Consider the following 16,147-nt stretch of genomic DNA (forward strand, 5'->3'; position numbering starts at 1 on the left):
GATTGATTGAGTGGGAAGCGCAGTAGTACTGCGTGCAAGTGAGATTGCGTTCGACAGACGCGGTTCCGACGATTCCGAAACAAGTTGTTAACGCGCTTGCCAAACGGCGAACCTCGTTGCAGTCCGAAGTGCTGCAACGCGGCATGCATGTCGCGCACGATGCGTGCCCGCGCGACGACGTCATGCGTGCTGCGGTCGGCTCGCTGCCCGGTCGTGTGGTCGAGGAGGGTCGCGACGTCCGGCATGCATCGGCATGGCGCGTCGCGACGCGTTGTTGTCGGCTGCCGTTATCGGCTTATCGGTTTATCGGCTTGCGAAGCTGGAATGGCTGAATGGGTGGCCCCGTCGCATGGACACCATGATGACAAACTTTCGTCAGTTCAATTGTCAAGCAACTTTAAACGCGGGCAGATGACAATGCGGCGCGCGACGGGCGCGCCGCATCGTGACGGGAAGCAATCCGTGCGGGAGAGGGGAAGTGCGCGCGACGCGATCGCCGCGCGCGCTGATGTGTCAGCCGGCCTTGCGCGCGCCGGCGTCGCGCAGATTCGCCGGTACGACCGGGCGGAAGCGCTCGCGCTTGTGCTCGTCGTCGAAGTGCTGGAGCGCGGGCTTGATCAGGTCGCTGCGCGACACGAGGCCCGTGATGCGCAGCGATTGCGGATCGTCGACCACCGGCAGCCGTTCGAGCCCGAGCATCGCGAGTCGCGATGCGACGAGGCGGCAGGTTTCGTGCGCGAGCGCGATCGCGGGCGGCCGATCGGCAAAGGCGGCCGCGATCGGCGTATCGGCGGCGGCCTGCGCGCGCTGCGCATCGACGAGCGCGCGGTCGACGAGGCCGAGCAGGCGGCCGTTCTGCACGACCGGGTAGGCGCGATGCGTCTGCTGCGCGCCGAAGTACTGCGCTTCGACCGCGGCCAGCGGGGTCGCTCCGTCGATCGCGACGAGCGCGTCGGCCGGCGTCATCACTTCGCCGACGTCGTGCCGCTCGAGCGGATCGACGCCGTACTCGCGATAGATGTGATAGCCGCGGCGCGCAATCTTTTCGGTCATGATCGAGCGCTTCATCACGACGGTCGCGAAGCCGTGCGCGACCAGCGTCGCCGCGAGTAGCGGCAGCAGTGCGTTGGCGTCGTGCGTGAGGCCGAACGCGAACACGATCGCGGTCAGCGGCGCACCGAGCGTCGCGCCGAGCGTCGCGGCCATGCATACCAGCGGCCACAGCGCCGGATCGCCGCCCGGCAGCACCGGCGACAGCACGGTGCCGAGGCCCGCGCCCAGCATCAGCAGCGGCGCGAGCACGCCGCCCGACGTGCCGGAGCCGAGCGCGATCACCCACATCACGGCCTTCACGATCAACAGCGCGAGCGCGATCTTCAGCGCGATGTGCTGGTGCAGCAGGTCGCCGATCACGTCGTAGCCGACGCCGAGCGCACGCGGTTCGAGCCAGCCGCCGACACCGATCACGATCGCGCCGAGCGCGGGCCACCACATCCAGTGCACCGGCAGCTTCGCGAACGTGTCCTCGACGCGATACAGCGCCGCCGACAGCCCGCACGCAAGCATCCCCGACAGCAGCCCCGCGACGATGCACGAGCCGAGCGCGACCGGCGACGGCGCGGCGGTCGTCAGCGGAAACAGCGGGTCGACGCCGAAGAACACGGCGCGCGCAAAGCCCGCCACCGCGCAGGCGAGCGCGACCGGCAGGAAGCTGCGCGGCCGCCATTCGAACAACAGCAGCTCGACGGCCAGCAGCACGGCGGCGACCGGCGTGCCGAACACGGCGGTCATGCCGGCGGCTGCACCCGCGACCAGCAGCGTCTTGCGCTCGGCGGCCGTCACGTGCACGCATTGCGCGAGCAGCGAGCCGAGCGCACCGCCCGTCATGATAATCGGGCCTTCGGCGCCGAACGGGCCGCCGCTGCCGATCACGATGCCGGACGACAGCGGCTTGAGCACCGCGACCTTCGGCGACATGCGGCTCTTGCCGAACAGGATCGCCTCGATCGCCTCCGGAATGCCATGGCCGCGGATCTTTTCCGAGCCGAAGCGCGCCATCATGCCGACGATCAGTGCGCCGATCACCGGCACCGCGATTACCCACGCACCGAGCGCGTTGCCTGCGGGCGAGCGGTCCGCGAACGAGAACTGCTGGAAGAAGAACAGGTTCGTAAACAGGTGGATCAGGCTCAGCAGCACGAAGGCCGCGAGCGTGCTGAGCACGCCGATCACGGCGGCAAGCAGCGCGATCCTGGGCAGGCGCTCGTTGGTCGAGAAATCTCGTTTGTGCGGGGCGTTCATCGGAGTCGGGAGGTCAATGGTCGATCTGGGGAACCTGAAACGCGCCCTTCAGCGATTTCAGTTCGGTGCGGTGCATCGCCGCGAGGCGTGCAAGCAGCGTCTCGCCGGCTTCCTCGAGGTGTACCTCGACCTGCCGGCGATCCGCTTCGCTCGTCTTGCGCTTCACGAGCCCGAGCGCTTCGCAGCGCGTGACCAGCGCGACCACACCGTGATGCTGCGCCTGCAGGCGTTCCGCCAGCTCGCCGATGGTCGCCCATTCGCGATGCGGATAGCCTTTGATATGCAGCAGCAACAGGTATTGCAGCGGCGTCACGCCTTCGCTTTGCGCGGCGCGTTCGGAGAAGCGCTCGAAGCGGCGCATCTGGTAGCGGAATTCGGACAGTTGCTGGAAATCGCTCTTGGTCAGCGCGCGTCGGGTATCGGTCATCGCAGGGGCGTCCGGACAGTTTCGATAACGGGCAAATATATCACAATATGATATAAATGGCCGAATTCGGCGGAAAACGGGTGGTGTTCGTCGTTGTCGTTACGCGGCTGCGAGCATCTGCGTCTGTCGATGGAGGCCCGTGACGAGATCCGTCTGCGTGATGACGCCGACGAGGCGGCGCGACGCGTCGACGACCGGAATATGGTGGTGGCCCGAATGCGTGAACAGCGGCACGAGCGCCGTGAGCGGCATGGTCTGCGGCACCGACGCGACCTCGCGCGTCATCACGGTGGCGACGCTCGCGGGCTGCCCGCCGAAGGCTTCGGGCAAGCGCGCGGACAGGCGCTGCCACAGCGGAGTCGGGCGGCGCAGCTGGCGCGTCAGGTCGGCGCGGGTGACGATGCCGGTCAGGCGGCCGTCGCCGTCGACGACGGGCAGCGCCTTCACGCGATGGCGATCGAGCAGCGTGAGCGCCGCCGTGACCGACGTCGACGGCGCGACGCTGACCGCGTTCTTCGTCATCAGGTCGGCACAGGTGAGCTGGCCGAACGTGCGCGCGTACGCCTGCATTTCGGTTTCGCGCAGCAGCGCTTCGAGGTCGTCCGGATCGACGTCGAGCCATTCGCTGCGACGCTTGAGCACGGCGTCGAGGTCCTCGCGCGTGAAGCCGCCGCGTGCGGGCGCCGCGGCGCCCTGCGGTTTCGCGTCGGCGCGTGCGCTGCCGTGCGGATAGCGGTGCCCGGTCAGCGCGTGGTAGACCAGCGCGGCCGACAGCAGGATCGCCGACTGCAGCGCGATCGGTTCGAGCACGAAGCCGAAGCCGAGCGCATGGATCGCCGGGCCGCCAACCACGGCCGTGAGCGCGACGGCGCCCGACGGCGGGTGCACGCAGCGCAGCGCGAACATTCCGCCGATCGCACATGCGATCGCGACGGCGGCGGCGGTGACCGGATCGGCGATCCACTGCGCGCACGCGACGCCGACCGTCGCCGCCACCAGGTTGCCGCCGATGATCGACCACGGCTGCGCGAGCGGACTCGCGGGCACGGCGAACAGCAGCACCGCGGACGCGCCCATCGGCGCGACGAGCAGCGGCACGAGGCCCGGCACGCCGGGCAGCACGCGCATCGTGACGCCGACCGTCGCGATGCCGACCAGCGCACCGGCGCACGAGCGCAGGCGTTCGCGCCAGCCGAGCGTCATCGGATGGGGAATGAAACTATGCAGCCATTGGCGCAACGTGCGGCGCGACGAAGAGGAGCCTGACGACATGGACGGGAACGGATAAAAATGACGGCGCGGGAAGCGCGCCGTGACCGGAGCGCAATTATATCGTGTTGTGATACAAATTGCCGCACCGCATCACGCCGTTGTCTGCACGCCACGCGCGAATCTTTCGCAATGCTTTCATTGGATGAAAGATCGCAGGCCGGTCGATCGCGCACGTTTGTCTGCAGCGGCGTACAATTCCGGCCACCGAACCCCCGATATGTCAGAACCACGCACGCGATGCCCGCTCTCCCGCCTTCTCCCCGGCACGGTGATCGATTCTGCGTGGTTCGCGGCCTCGTTTCGTTTCCCGTCTGACGCGAGCGCCGTCCATGCCTCCCTACTGACTCTCCCGAAACCAATCCAATGGACATGCTCGAAAACATGCGCCTGTTCGTGCGCGTTGTCGAAGCCGGCAGTTTTACCGCGGTCGCCAAGGAAATCGATGCGACCACCGCGCAGGTGTCGCGTGCGGTGTCGAACCTCGAAGCCCACGTACAGACGCGTCTGCTGCATCGCACGACGCGCCACCTCGGCCTGACCGAAAGCGGCGAGCGCTATTTCGAGCGCGCGAAATCGATCCTCGCGGAAATCGACTACGCGAACGCCGAGGCGCGCAACGCGCTGCTGCGGCCGAGCGGCAAGATGCGCATCCATGCGATGACGGGGCTCGGCAAGAGTCACGTGGTGTCGTCGATCGTCCGCTACCAGGAGGACAACCCCGACGTGTCGGTCGAGCTGACGCTCGCGCAGCGGATGCCGAACCTCGTCGAGGAAGGCTACGACGTGTCGATCGTGACGGCCTCGCAGTTGCCCGATTCGGGCTACGTCGCGCAGACTTGCGGCACGAGCTGCAGCGTGCTCGTCGCGTCGCGCGAATACCTCGCGCGGCACGGCACGCCGCAGACGCCCGACGACCTGCCGAACCACGTGTGCCTGCGCCTCGACACGCCGGCGTCGCCGGCCAGCGAATGGCGGCTCGAGCGCAGCGACGGCGAGGAAACCGTCTACGAGCTGCAGCCCGCGCCGTTCCAGGTGAACGTGCCGGACGCACTGTGCGTCGCGGTGCGGGCCGGGCGCGGGATCGCGTGCATCGCGCTGTATACGGTGCTCGACGATCTCCGCGAAGGCCGGCTGATCCGCGTGCTGCCGGAATATCGACTGCAGACGGTCAGCGTGTACGCGGTGTACGCGACGCGCCGCTATCTCGACGCGAAGATCCGGACCTTCCTCGATCATTTGCGCACGACGCTGACGCCTGCGCTGCAGAGCGACCTGAGCGAACTCGACCGGCTGACGATCGAGCAGGCGCAGGGCGGCGGCCTCAAGCGCGCGTGACGCGGCGCGCGGGCAGGTCGCCCGAACGCGCGCCCGTGCGCGGCGGCGATCACGTGCCCGCTGCGACGCGGATCCGCTCGAAGCGGCCCGCAAGCCACGCATACGCGGCGATGCCGATCAGCCCGTGCGCGGCGACGAACCACAGCGCGCCGGCAAACGAGCCGGTGTGCGCGACGAAGTAGCCGATCACGAGCGGCGTGACGATGCCCGCGATATTGCCGAGGCCGTTGAACACGCCGCCGCTCAGGCCGACCATGCCTTCCGGCGCGGTGTCGGCGAGCACCGCCCAGCCGACCGCCGCCAGTCCCTTGCCGAAGAACGCGATCGTCATCAGCAGGATCACGAGCGTGTTCGACGATGCGCCGTTCGCGAGCACCAGCAGCGTCGCCATCGCCATCCCCGCGACGAACGGCGTCTTGCGTGCGCGCGACGGATGCATGCCGCGCCGGATCAGCCAGTCCGACAGCACGCCGCCGAGCACGCCGCCCGTGAACCCGCAGATCGCCGGCAGCGCGGCGACCCAGCCGGCTTCCATGATCGTCATGCCGCGTCCCTTGATCAGGTAGATCGGGAACCAGGTGATGAAGAAGTAGGTGAGCGCCGTGATGCAGTACTGGCCGATGTAGATCGCCCACAGGCTGCGGTGGCGGAACAGCTGCGACGCGGCGCGCCACGTGACGCGCGGCCGGTGCCGCACGCGGTTCGCCTCGAGATCGACCAGTGCGCCGTGCGCGCGCAGATAGTCGCGCTCGGCGTCGCTCACGCGCGGGTGGCCGTGCGGTTCGCGATACCACGCGAACCATAGCGCGGCGAGCGCGATGCCGAGCATCCCCATCCACAGGAACACGTGCGTCCAGCCCAGCGCACGCGTGAGCCACGCCATCGCCGGCGTGAACAGCACGACGGCCATGTATTGCGCGGAATTGAACAGCGCCGACGCGGTGCCGCGTTCGGCGGTCGGAAACCAGCACGCGACGATTCGCGAGTTGGCCGGGAAGGCCGGCGATTCGACGAGGCCCAGCATGAAGCGCATCGCGAACAGCGCGAGCGTGGCGGCGCCGGCCTGCACGCCGAGCCATCCGACCGTGCCCTGCAGCATCGTGAACACCGACCACAGCAGCAGGCTCAGGCCGTAGACGCGCCGCGCGCCGTAACGATCGAGCAGCCAGCCGCCCGGGATCTGCCCGATCGCATAGGCCCATGCGAACGCCGAAAAAACGATGCCGAGCTGCACGGGCGTGAGCCCGAGGTCGTGCGCGACGCCGGTGCCGGCGATCGACATCGTCGCGCGGTCCGCATAGTTGACGACGGTGACGGCGAAGATCAGGGCGAGGACCGCGTAACGGACGCGGCCGACCGTGCGCGAGGCGGCAGCGGGCGCGGCGACGGCGGCGCCGGAGGATCGATTGGGCATGCGTGTCTCCTGGCCTCCGTCGCGCGGAGGCATGTTGTGTGTGTCGTGGCGAGGCGAGCGCGCGCGGTCGCGCGGCGCGACGCGTTCAGGTCGTGACGCTGGTCGGCGGGCGCTGGCCCGCGAAGCACGCGGCGAGATTGGCGAGCACGATGCGGCCCATTTCCTCGCGCGTTTCGCGCGTGGCGCTCGCGCGGTGCGGCTGCACGACGACGCGGTCGAGTTCGAGCAGCGCGGGCGGCACCTGCGGTTCGTTCGCGAACACGTCGAGGCCTGCGCCGGCGATCGTGCCGTCCGCCAGCGCGCGCACCAGCGCGGCTTCGTCGACGAGCTTGCCGCGCGCGACATTGATCAGGAAGCCGGTGCGGCCGAGCGCGGCGAGGACCTCGGCCGTGATCAGCACCTTGCCGTGATCGGCCGACGCGGCGACGACCAGCACGTCGCTGTCGCGTGCGAGCGCGATCAGGTCGGGCACGAACCGGTAGCCGCTGTCGTGCTGCTCGCGCGGGCCGCAGTAGCTGACCGGCATCCGGAACGCCTGCGCGCGCTGCGCGATCGCGCGTCCGACGCGGCCGAGGCCGACGATGCCGAGCCGCTTGCCCGTCACCTGCGTCGCGAGCGGCTGCGCGAACTTGCCCCAGCGGCCGGCGCGCACGATGCGTTCGCCGAGACCGAGGTCGCGCAAGGTCATCAGGATCAGCCCCATCGCCATGTCGGCCACGTCGTCGGTCAGCACGTCGGGCGTCGTCGTGACGTGGATGCCGCGTGCGCGGGCCCGTTCGAGGTCGACGGCGTCGGTGCCGATGCCGTTGATCGCGACGATTTCGAGGGCGGGCAGCCGGTCCATCAGCGCGGCGGCAAGCCCGTTCGCGCCGCCGGTCACGACGCCGCGGATCCGCGGTGCGACGCGCGCGAGCAAGGCGTCAGGCTGGTCGGTCGCATACGGTCGGTGCACCGCGTAGCGGGCGGACAGTTCGGCGTCGATGGTGTCGGGCAGCGGCTGGGTGAGCAGGATATCGATGGTCATCAAGGTCTCGGTCGGCGTGCGCGGAGCGGGCCGCGCATCGGGTGCAACCGAGTATAGGAATCGCATTGATGTTCGTCTAACATCAAGAGCCTATTGATTGATTCAAGATTTGAATGATCGAACTGCACCAGCTCCGCTGCTTCGTCGCGGTCGCCGAGGAACTGCACTTCGGCCGCGCGGCGAAGCGGCTTTTCATGACGCAGCCGCCGCTGAGCCGGCAGATCCAGCTGCTCGAGCACGCGCTCGGCATCGCGCTGCTCGAACGCAGCAGCCGGCAGGTCAGGTTGACGGCGGCCGGCGAGCGCTTCCTGCGCGATGCGCGCCACATCCTCGAATTCTCGGCGCGGGCCGAGCAGGCCGCGCAGCGCGTCGCGCACGGCGGAGCCGGGCGCATCACACTCGGCTTCACGGCCGTCAGCGCGTACCGGATGATCCCGATGCTGCTCGCCCATGCGGCGCACGCGCTGCCCGACATCGACGTCGAACTGCGCGAGATGGTGTCGACCGTGCAGGTCGATGCGCTGGCATCGCGGATGCTCGACGCGGGCTTCGTGCGCCAGCGCGCCGGCCGGCAGCCGCTCGAATACCGGCTCGTGCAGCGCGAGCCGATGCTGGTCGCGGTTGCGGAAGGCGCGCCGCTCGCCGCGCATGAACGGATCGGCCCCGCCGATCTCGACCGGCAGCCGTTCATCGCGTATTCGCCGAACGAGGGGAAGTACTTCCACGACATGATTTCGGGGATGTTCGCGGGCGCGGGCCGGCTGCCGAACTATCTGCACTACGTCGGGCAGACGCATACGATCCTCGGCCTCGTGCGCGCCGGGCTCGGCGCCGCGCTCGTGCCGGCCTCGGCGCGCGAGCTGCACGTGGACGGCGTGGTGTTCCGGCCGCTCGCGGATGCCGACGTGGCGGCCGAGCTGTATCTCGCGTGGCGGACCGACAACGACAATCCGGTGCTGCCGGTATTCAACGCGATGGTCGAGCGCTTCCTGACGGAAAGCGCGGAAACGGCGACGTAGTCGATCACATCGGTCGTCTGACGACTGAGGCGTGCCCTCGCGGCGCGCGTCGTGCCGCGCCCGCAGCCTGCCTTTCTGCAAGGAATCGGCGCCCTTATGGCGCCCGGCCCCGCACCCACTGACGAACCGTCGAGGGCAAACCCCGATACCCGCATCATCGGTCGTCGTATTACTGTATCGATACACTAAATCGATACAGTTGCGCCGAGACGGCGCATTTGCACAGGAGACGGCCCATGAACACCTTGACCCGGCGGCGCTTTCTGCAGACAGCGTCCGTTGCCACGCTCGCGGCCGCGGGCGGATTTTCGTCGGCCGTGCGTGCGCAGCCGGTCGTGACGCTGCGCTGCTCGTCGTCGATGCCGGCAGACCAGAACGCTGCGCATTACGTGTGGTACGAGCGGCTCGCGGCGAACCTGAAGGCGAGCGTCGGCGATGCGATCCGGGTCGACTACTTCCCGAACAGTCAGCTCGGCAAGGAGAGCGACGTCGTGCAGCAGGTGAAGATCGGCGCGATCGACATGATGATCGCCGGCTCGTCGATCTGGGCGACGGTCGCGCCGGAACTCGGCATGCTCGATCTCGGCTATCTGTTCGACAGCTATACGCACGTCGCGAAGGTGCTCGACGGCTCGGTCGGCGCGAGCCTGAACGCGCTGCTGCAAAAGCGCGCCGGCTGCACGGTGCTCACCTGGGGTTCGCATTTCGGCGGCCGCTGCGTGTTCACGAAAAAGCCGGTGCTTGCGCTGCAAGGGCTGCAGGGCGCGAAGCTGCGCGTGTTGCCGACGCCCGCGTTCATGGACACGTTCAGGGCGATGGGCGCGGTGCCGACGCCGATTCCGTTCGGCGAGCTGTACATGGCCGTGCAGACGGGCGTCGTCGACGGGCTCGAGCACGATCCGGCAACGGTGCTCGCGAGCAAGTTCGACGAAGTCGTGAAGTCGTGCTGGCAGTCGCATCACGTGTTCGCGGCGATGACGGTCGTGATGGGGCGGCGCGCGCTCGCGCGGATTCCGGCGAACCTGCGCCCCGCGTTCGACCGGGCGGTCGCCGATGCGACCGCGCAGCAGCGCGCGATTGCCGCGCAGAAGGCCGAGCAGGCCGAACAGACGCTGCGTCAGCACGGGATGACGTTTCATCCGATCGCGGCCGCCGAGCGCGCGGCGCTGCGGCAGACGATGCACGACCGGCTGTACGTGCCGTTCGCGAAGCAATACGCGGCCACCGCGCCGCTGTTCCCGGCGATCGCCGCCGCACGGAGCTGAACGATGAATATCCGTTCCATGCCGAGCGCCGCGGACGCGCAGGCGCGCGACGGCGCTCGCGGCGCGCGCCGCACCGCGCGCGTGCTCGATGCCGCGCTGCGTGTGCTCGAAATCGCGTCGGCGGCGGTGCTCGCGGTCGACGTGCTGGTCGTGTTCGCGTCGGTCGTGTGCCGCTACTTCCTGCACGATCCGGTCGACTGGGCCGAAGAGGTCGCAAGCGCGCTGATGATCGTGCTGGTGTTCTTCGGCGCGGCGACCGTGCTCGGGCGCAGCCAGCACGTCGGCATCGACCTGTTCCGCGGCTGGCTGCCGGCGCGCTGGCAGCCGGCACTCGTGCAGATCGGGCACTGGATCGTCGCGGCCGTGTCGCTGAACCTGTTCGTGTCATCGTGCGAACTGCTCGCCGATTCGTACGACCAGCTGACACCGGGCGGGCTGCCGGGCTGGATCAACGTCTATCCGATGATGCTCGGCGCGCTGTTCATGGCCGTGTTCGCGCTCGCGAACGCGCTGAATGCGCCGCTGCGCCGCGTGCTCGGCACGCTCGCGTGCTGCGCGGCGTTCACGGCGGCCGTGTACGGCTGGAATGCGCTGCTGCCCGACCACGCGATCGCGCCCGGCGCGCTGCTGGTCGCCGGTTTCGTCGGCGGTCTCGTGCTCGGCGTGCCGATCGGCTTCGTGCTCGCATTCTCGGCGATGCTGTACTTCCTCGCCGATCCGACGCTGCCGCTGCTTGTCTATTCGCAGCAGATCATGGCCGGCGCCGATCACTTCGTGCTGCTCGCCGTGCCGTTCTTCGTGCTGGCCGGGCTGCTGATGGAGTCGAACGGGATGTCCGCGCGGCTCGTCGAGCTGCTGCTGCGGATCTTCGGTCGCGTACGCGGCGGGCTCGGACTGATCGTGATCCTCGCGACCGCCTGCTTCTCCGGCGTATCGGGATCGAAGCTCGCCGACATCGCGGCAGTCGGCGGCGTCGTGATGCCGGCGGTGCGCCGCGCGCGCCAGGACCCGAACGAGACGGCGGCGCTGCTCGCGTGCAGCGCGGTGATGGCCGAGACGATTCCGCCTTGCGTGAACATGATCATCATGGGTTTCGTCGCGAACATCTCGATCGCGGGGCTGTTCGTCGCCGGGCTCGTGCCGGCCGCGGTGCTCGCCGCGTCGCTCGCGATCGTCGCGGTGATCGGCGGCCGGCGCATCGACGTCACCGCGGTGCTCGCCGAGCGGCGCGCGTGGCTGCCGCTCGCGGGCGGTGCGCTGGTCGCGCTGATCATGGTCGCGATGATCGGCAAGGGCGTGACGTCGGGCATCGCGACGTCGACGGAAGTGTCCGCGTTCGCGGTCGTCTACGCGCTCGTCGTCGGCTGGCTCGCGTTCTGCGAACTGACGTGGCGCACCGTCGGCCGCGTGTTCGTGCGCGCCGCGTCGATGGCGAGCGCGATCCTGTTCATCGTCGCGGCAGCGTCGAGCGTGTCGTTTGCGCTGTCGATCGAACAGATTCCGGCGCTCGTGTCGGGCACAATGACGGCGTTCGCGCACCAGTACGGCGCGACTGCGTTCCTGCTGCTCGCGGCGCTGCTGATGGTCGTGTTCGGCGCGGTGCTCGAAGGCGCGCCGGCGCTGATCATCTTCGGGCCGCTGCTCGCGCCGATCGCGCTGCAGCTCGGCATCGATCCGCTGCATTTCGGGACGGTCGTCGTCGTTGCGATGGGGCTCGGGCTGTTCGCGCCGCCGGTCGGCCTCGGGCTGTTCGCGACCTGCGCGATCACGGGCACCGAAGTGCGCAACGTCGCGCGACCGATGCTCAAGTATCTGCTGGTGCTGATCGCCGCGCTCGTCGCGCTGATCGTCGTGCCGGCGTTTTCGTTGTGGCTGCCGGCGCGTTTCGGCCTGTAGCCGTCACTTCTGCAAGACGATATGAGTACGATTCAGGACGTGGCCCGCCACGCAGCGGTCTCGGTCAGCACGGTATCGAACGTGCTCAATGGCCGCACGGACCAGATGAAGCCCGCAACGCTCGAACGCGTGAAGGCCGCGATGGACGCGCTGCAGTACCGGCCCAGCACGCTGGCACGCCAGTTGAAAACCGGGCAGACGCCGCTCGTCGGGCTACTGGTGCCGTCGATGGCGAACCCGATGTACGGCTATATCGCGCGCGAGGTCGAGGCATGCGCGCAGGAGCAGTACGGCCATCGCGTGCTGATCGGCAACACGTATCGCGACGCGCGCAAGGAGGCGTCGTTCTTCGACGATCTGTTCGCGCACGGCGTGCGGCGCGTGATCGTGATTTCGTCGCTTGCCGACGAAAGCCACCTCGAACGCGCGGCCGCGCGCGGGATGGCGGTCGTCAGCTACGACCGGCGCGCGACGCCCGGCGAAGCGTCGAAGGTCGATCACGTGACGGCCGACAACGAAGCGGCCGCGCGGCTCGCGACGCGCTGTCTGATCGATGCGGGCCATACGCGGCTCGCGTTCGCGACCGTCGCGGGGATGACGATGAGCCGCAGCGACAAGATCCGCGGCTTTCAGGCCGCCGTGCGCGACGCGGGCCTCGGCGCGCACGCGCGCGTGCTCGACGGCGGCCCTGCGAACGAATACGGCGATGCGGTGATCGTCGAGGTCGGCCGCGCGCTCGGTATCGCGCTTGCCGACGATCCGGCGCGGCCGACCGGCATCGTCGCGGTCAACGATCTGTTCGCGCTCGGGCTGATGGCCGGGCTTCGCGACGGCGGGCGGCGCGTGCCGGACGACGTGTCGATCGTCGGGATGGACGGCCATTTCCTGTCGGCGATCTCGTCGCCCGCGCTGACCACCGTGCAGTTGCCGGTGCCCGAGATGGCCGCGGAGATGGTGCGGCGCGTGATGCGTCAGGACGGCGACGCGCCGCACGCGCCCGAATCGTGCGTGTTCGCCGGCGTGACGCTGGTTGCGCGCGCATCGGTTGCGCCACCGCCGTCGATCGCACGGACGGGAGGCGCCGCATGAAACGCGTATTCGTCACGCATCCGACTGCGATGCTCGACCGCTACTTCGGCGCGAACGCGATGCGCGCGCTGACGGCGATCGCCGACGTCGCGTGCAATCCGCTCGACCGCGAACTGACGACCGACGAACTGATCGACGCGGCGCAAGGCTGCGACGCAATGATCGCTTACCGGCAGACACCCGCGCCGCGCGCGCTGTTCGCGGCGCTGCCGCAGCTGGCCGCGTTTCTGCGATGCGCGGTCGATATCCGGACCGTCGACGTCGACGCGGCGAGCGCGTTCGGCGTGCTGGTCACGCAGGCGAGCCCCGGCTTTGCGGCGGCGGTGGCCGAATGGGTCGTCGGCGCGATGATCGATCTCGCGCGCGGGATCGGCGACTATGCGCACGCGTATCGGCGCGGCGCGGCGCCCGTGCCGCAGATGGGCCGCGAATTGCGCGGCAGCACGCTCGGGCTGATCGGCTACGGGCAGATCGCGCGCCATCTCGCGCCGATCGCGACCGCGCTCGGCATGCGCGTGCTCGTCAGCGATCCGTACGTGTGCGTCGACGCGCCGGCGCTCGAACAGGTCGACACGGCTGTATTGCTGGCGGCCGCGGATTTCGTCGTCTGCCTCGCACCGGCGAGCGCGGCCACCGAGAACCTGATCGATGCGCGCGCGCTCGCGCTGATGAAGCCGGACGCGTACTTCATCAACGCGTCGCGCGGCGAACTCGTCGACGAACGCGCGCTGGCCGATGCGCTCGACGGCGGCCGGCTCGCAGGGTGTGCGCTCGACGTCGGCCGCGCGCCGGACCAGATGCCGACGCCCGCGCTCGCCGCGCATCCGCGCGCGATCGCGACGCCGCATATCGGCGGGCTCACGTTGCCGGCGATCGAGCACCAGGCGCTCGAGACGGTCGACCAGCTCGCCGCGCTGCTCGATGGGCGGCTGCCGGTCGGCTCGGTCAATGGCGCGCATGCGGCGCGCGTCGCGCGCTGGCGGTCTGCGGACGCGGTTGCGGCGCCTCACGCGCAATGATGCGAGATCGTCACCGCGCCGGCGCGGCACCGGCGTGCGACTGCCACATCCATATCTACGACGACGCGTATCCGCTCGCGCCGACCGCGACGTTTCGTCCGCCGCACGCGCCGGTCGACGCGTATCGCCGCGTGCAGCGTGCGCTCGGCCTCGAGCGCGTCGTCGTCGTGCAGCCCACCGGCTACGGCTACGACAACCGCTGCCTGCTCGACGCGCTGGCGGCGCTCGGCGCGTCGGCGCGCGGCGTCGCGACGCTGCCGTGCGACGTGCCGGATGCCGAACTGGAGAGACTGCACGCGGCCGGCGTACGCGGCGTGCGATTCATGATGCTCGCGGGCGGCGTGTCGCGATGGGACGAACTGGACACGATGGCCGCGCGAATCGCGCCGCTCGGCTGGCATATCGACCTGCAGCTGGACGGCCGCACGCTGCCCGATGTCGCACCCGCGCTGTCGGCGCTGCGCGCGCCGCTCGTGATCGACCATACGGGGAAGTTTCTCGAGCCTGTCGCGCCGGATGCGCAGCCGTTCGCCGCATTGCGACGGCTGCTCGACGGCGGGCGCACGTGGGTGAAGCTGTCCGCGCCGTACGAAACGTCGCGCAGCGGTGCGCCGGGCTATCGCGATGTCGCGCGGCTCGCGTCGGTGCTTGCGCGCGAGCATGGCGCACGCTGCGTATGGGGCAGCAACTGGCCGCATCCGAATGCGTCGCCGCTGCCGGACGATGCGACGCTGCTGCACTGGCTGCGCGATTGCGCGGGCGGCGCGGCGACCGCCGATGCGATTCTGGCCGACAATGCGGCCGCGCTTTACGGATTCTGAGGAAAGGGGGCGACGCGCAGCGACGCGTCGATGCGGATGCGGGTTCGGTGCGCTGCAACGGACCCGCGTGAGGGACGACTTGCGCCGTCTGCAGCCGGACGTACGCCGCCGGTGCACGCGGCTGCCACGCGCAATCTCCGCACGCAGCCCGCCGTCCCCGATGCATCGGTCAATGCGTGACCGACAGGAACAGGTACGCAGCGAACAGCGACAGGTGAACCACGCCGTGCAGCACCGTCGTGCGCCCTTGGCTGAGCGTCAGCGTGCTGACCAGCAGCGTCAGCGACAGCAGCACGGTTTCCATCGCGCCGATGCCGAGCGTGAGCGGCTGGCCGACCCAGATGAACACGGCCGCGACGGTCGGGATCGTGAGCCCGATGCTCGCGAGCGCCGAGCCGAGCGCGAGGTTCATGCTGGTCTGCAGGCGATTCGCTCGCGCGGCGGTCACGGCCGCGAGCCCTTCCGGCAGCAGCACGAGCGCGGCGATCACGATGCCGACCGCGGCCTCGGGCGCGCCGAGCTTCAGCACCGCATGCTCGACCGCCGGCGACAGCAGCTTCGCGAGCAGCACGACCGCGACGAGGCTCGCAAACAGCAGCAGCAGGCTGATCAGCGCGGTGCGGCCGCTCGGCGGCGCTGCGTGCACCGATTCGTTCGCGCTGTCGTGGTCGGCGAGGAAGTAGTCGCGATGGCGCACGGTCTGCACGAACACGAACACGCCATACAGCACGAGCGACGACACGCCGGCGAACGCGAGCTGCGAGCTCGAGAACTGCGGGCCCGGCGCGGCGCTCAGGTAGTTCGGCATCACCAGCGACAGCACGGACAGCGACGCGAGCACCGCGAGCGCCTTGCTCGCGCCGCGTCCCTGGAAGTCCTGTTCGCCGTGCTTCCATGCGCCGACCAGCAGGCACAGGCCGACGATGCCGTTGCAGATGATCATCACGGCGGCGAACACGGTGTCGCGGGCGAGGCCCGATTTCTCGGGGCCCGCGCCGAGCATCACCGACACGATCAGCGCGACCTCGATCACGGTCACGGCGACCGCGAGCACGAGCGTGCCGAACGGCTCGCCGACGCGATGGGCGACGACTTCGGCGTGGTGAACCGCGGCGAACACGGCGCCGGCAAGCGCGGCGGCGAACAGCGCGATGACGATGCCTTCGGCCGGCACGACGCGCGACAGCGCGAGTACCAGCCATGCGGCAAGCGGGGCCAACAGGGTCCAGCGCGGAAGCTGGTTGGACGAGATCGGCATCGAGGGT

At 69.4% G+C, this 16,147-nt stretch carries 14 protein-coding genes; 8 read left to right on the top strand and 6 right to left on the bottom strand.

Features of this window, described 5'->3' with window-relative positions; genetic code table 11:
* Positions 1–116: 116 nt before the first annotated feature.
* Positions 117–332 (top strand): hypothetical protein, encoded by a 216-nt coding sequence (locus WS57_RS36885; protein WP_155774259.1) that lies wholly within the window; start codon positions 117–119, stop codon positions 330–332.
* A gap of 181 nt (positions 333–513) precedes the next feature.
* On the opposite strand, the gene WS57_RS05400 is transcribed toward WS57_RS36885, so the two are convergent.
* The 3 genes from WS57_RS05400 to WS57_RS05410 all read right to left on the bottom strand — a co-directional run bounded on the left by WS57_RS05400 (position 514) and on the right by WS57_RS05410 (position 4,000).
* Positions 514–2,301 carry a chloride channel protein gene (locus WS57_RS05400; RefSeq protein ID WP_059517353.1) on the bottom strand — a complete coding sequence of 596 codons (1,788 nt, stop codon included), beginning with the start codon at positions 2,299–2,301 and terminating at the stop codon, positions 514–516.
* 13 nt (positions 2,302–2,314) lie between these two features.
* Positions 2,315–2,728, bottom strand: coding sequence for a MarR family winged helix-turn-helix transcriptional regulator (locus tag WS57_RS05405; protein ID WP_040131625.1), 414 nt, complete (start codon positions 2,726–2,728; stop codon positions 2,315–2,317).
* Between the two features lie 99 nt (positions 2,729–2,827).
* Positions 2,828–4,000, bottom strand: coding sequence for an HPP family protein (locus tag WS57_RS05410; RefSeq protein WP_069243842.1), 1,173 nt, complete (start codon positions 3,998–4,000; stop codon positions 2,828–2,830).
* 363 nt (positions 4,001–4,363) lie between these two features.
* Between WS57_RS05410 and WS57_RS05415 the strand changes: the two genes are divergently transcribed.
* On the top strand, positions 4,364–5,335 hold the full coding sequence (locus WS57_RS05415) for a LysR family transcriptional regulator (protein ID WP_069243843.1): 972 nt from the start codon (positions 4,364–4,366) through the stop codon (positions 5,333–5,335).
* A gap of 49 nt (positions 5,336–5,384) precedes the next feature.
* Here WS57_RS05415 and WS57_RS05420 read toward each other — a convergent pair whose 3' ends face one another.
* Both WS57_RS05420 and WS57_RS05425 read right to left on the bottom strand, forming a co-directional pair.
* Complete coding sequence (locus WS57_RS05420; RefSeq protein WP_069243844.1) at positions 5,385–6,749, bottom strand: MFS transporter; 1,365 nt, start codon at positions 6,747–6,749, stop codon at positions 5,385–5,387.
* 85 nt (positions 6,750–6,834) lie between these two features.
* Positions 6,835–7,773, bottom strand: a complete 939-nt coding sequence (locus tag WS57_RS05425) for a 2-hydroxyacid dehydrogenase (protein ID WP_069244339.1) — start codon at positions 7,771–7,773, stop codon at positions 6,835–6,837.
* 113 nt (positions 7,774–7,886) lie between these two features.
* On the opposite strand from WS57_RS05425, the gene WS57_RS05430 reads away from it, so the two are divergent.
* The 6 genes from WS57_RS05430 (at position 7,887) to WS57_RS05455 (ending at position 14,882) form a co-directional block, all read left to right on the top strand.
* Entirely contained in the window at positions 7,887–8,792 is a 906-nt protein-coding gene (locus tag WS57_RS05430; protein WP_059517347.1) for a LysR substrate-binding domain-containing protein, read from the top strand.
* A 236-nt stretch (positions 8,793–9,028) separates the two neighbouring features.
* A complete protein-coding gene (locus WS57_RS05435) occupies positions 9,029–10,057 on the top strand; it encodes a TRAP transporter substrate-binding protein (RefSeq protein WP_009690542.1) in 1,029 nt (342 codons plus the stop codon).
* Between the two features lie 3 nt (positions 10,058–10,060).
* A complete protein-coding gene (locus tag WS57_RS05440) occupies positions 10,061–11,953 on the top strand; it encodes a TRAP transporter large permease subunit (protein WP_081337581.1) in 1,893 nt (630 codons plus the stop codon).
* A 9-nt stretch (positions 11,954–11,962) separates the two neighbouring features.
* Complete coding sequence (locus WS57_RS05445; protein WP_059517343.1) at positions 11,963–13,042, top strand: LacI family DNA-binding transcriptional regulator; 1,080 nt, start codon at positions 11,963–11,965, stop codon at positions 13,040–13,042.
* Positions 13,039–14,061 carry an NAD(P)-dependent oxidoreductase gene (locus WS57_RS05450; protein WP_059517342.1) on the top strand — a complete coding sequence of 341 codons (1,023 nt, stop codon included), beginning with the start codon at positions 13,039–13,041 and terminating at the stop codon, positions 14,059–14,061. Before WS57_RS05445 ends, WS57_RS05450 begins: the two co-directional genes overlap by 4 nt.
* Positions 14,061–14,882, top strand: a complete 822-nt coding sequence (locus WS57_RS05455; protein WP_230945495.1) for an amidohydrolase family protein — start codon at positions 14,061–14,063, stop codon at positions 14,880–14,882. Before WS57_RS05450 ends, WS57_RS05455 begins: the two co-directional genes overlap by 1 nt.
* A gap of 169 nt (positions 14,883–15,051) precedes the next feature.
* Here WS57_RS05455 and WS57_RS05460 read toward each other — a convergent pair whose 3' ends face one another.
* On the bottom strand, positions 15,052–16,140 hold the full coding sequence (locus tag WS57_RS05460; RefSeq protein ID WP_009691032.1) for a calcium:proton antiporter: 1,089 nt from the start codon (positions 16,138–16,140) through the stop codon (positions 15,052–15,054).
* Between the last annotated feature and the right edge of the window lie 7 nt (positions 16,141–16,147).

It is taken from the genome of Burkholderia pseudomultivorans, assembly GCF_001718415.1.
GTDB classification, from domain to species: Bacteria; Pseudomonadota; Gammaproteobacteria; order Burkholderiales; family Burkholderiaceae; genus Burkholderia; species Burkholderia pseudomultivorans_A.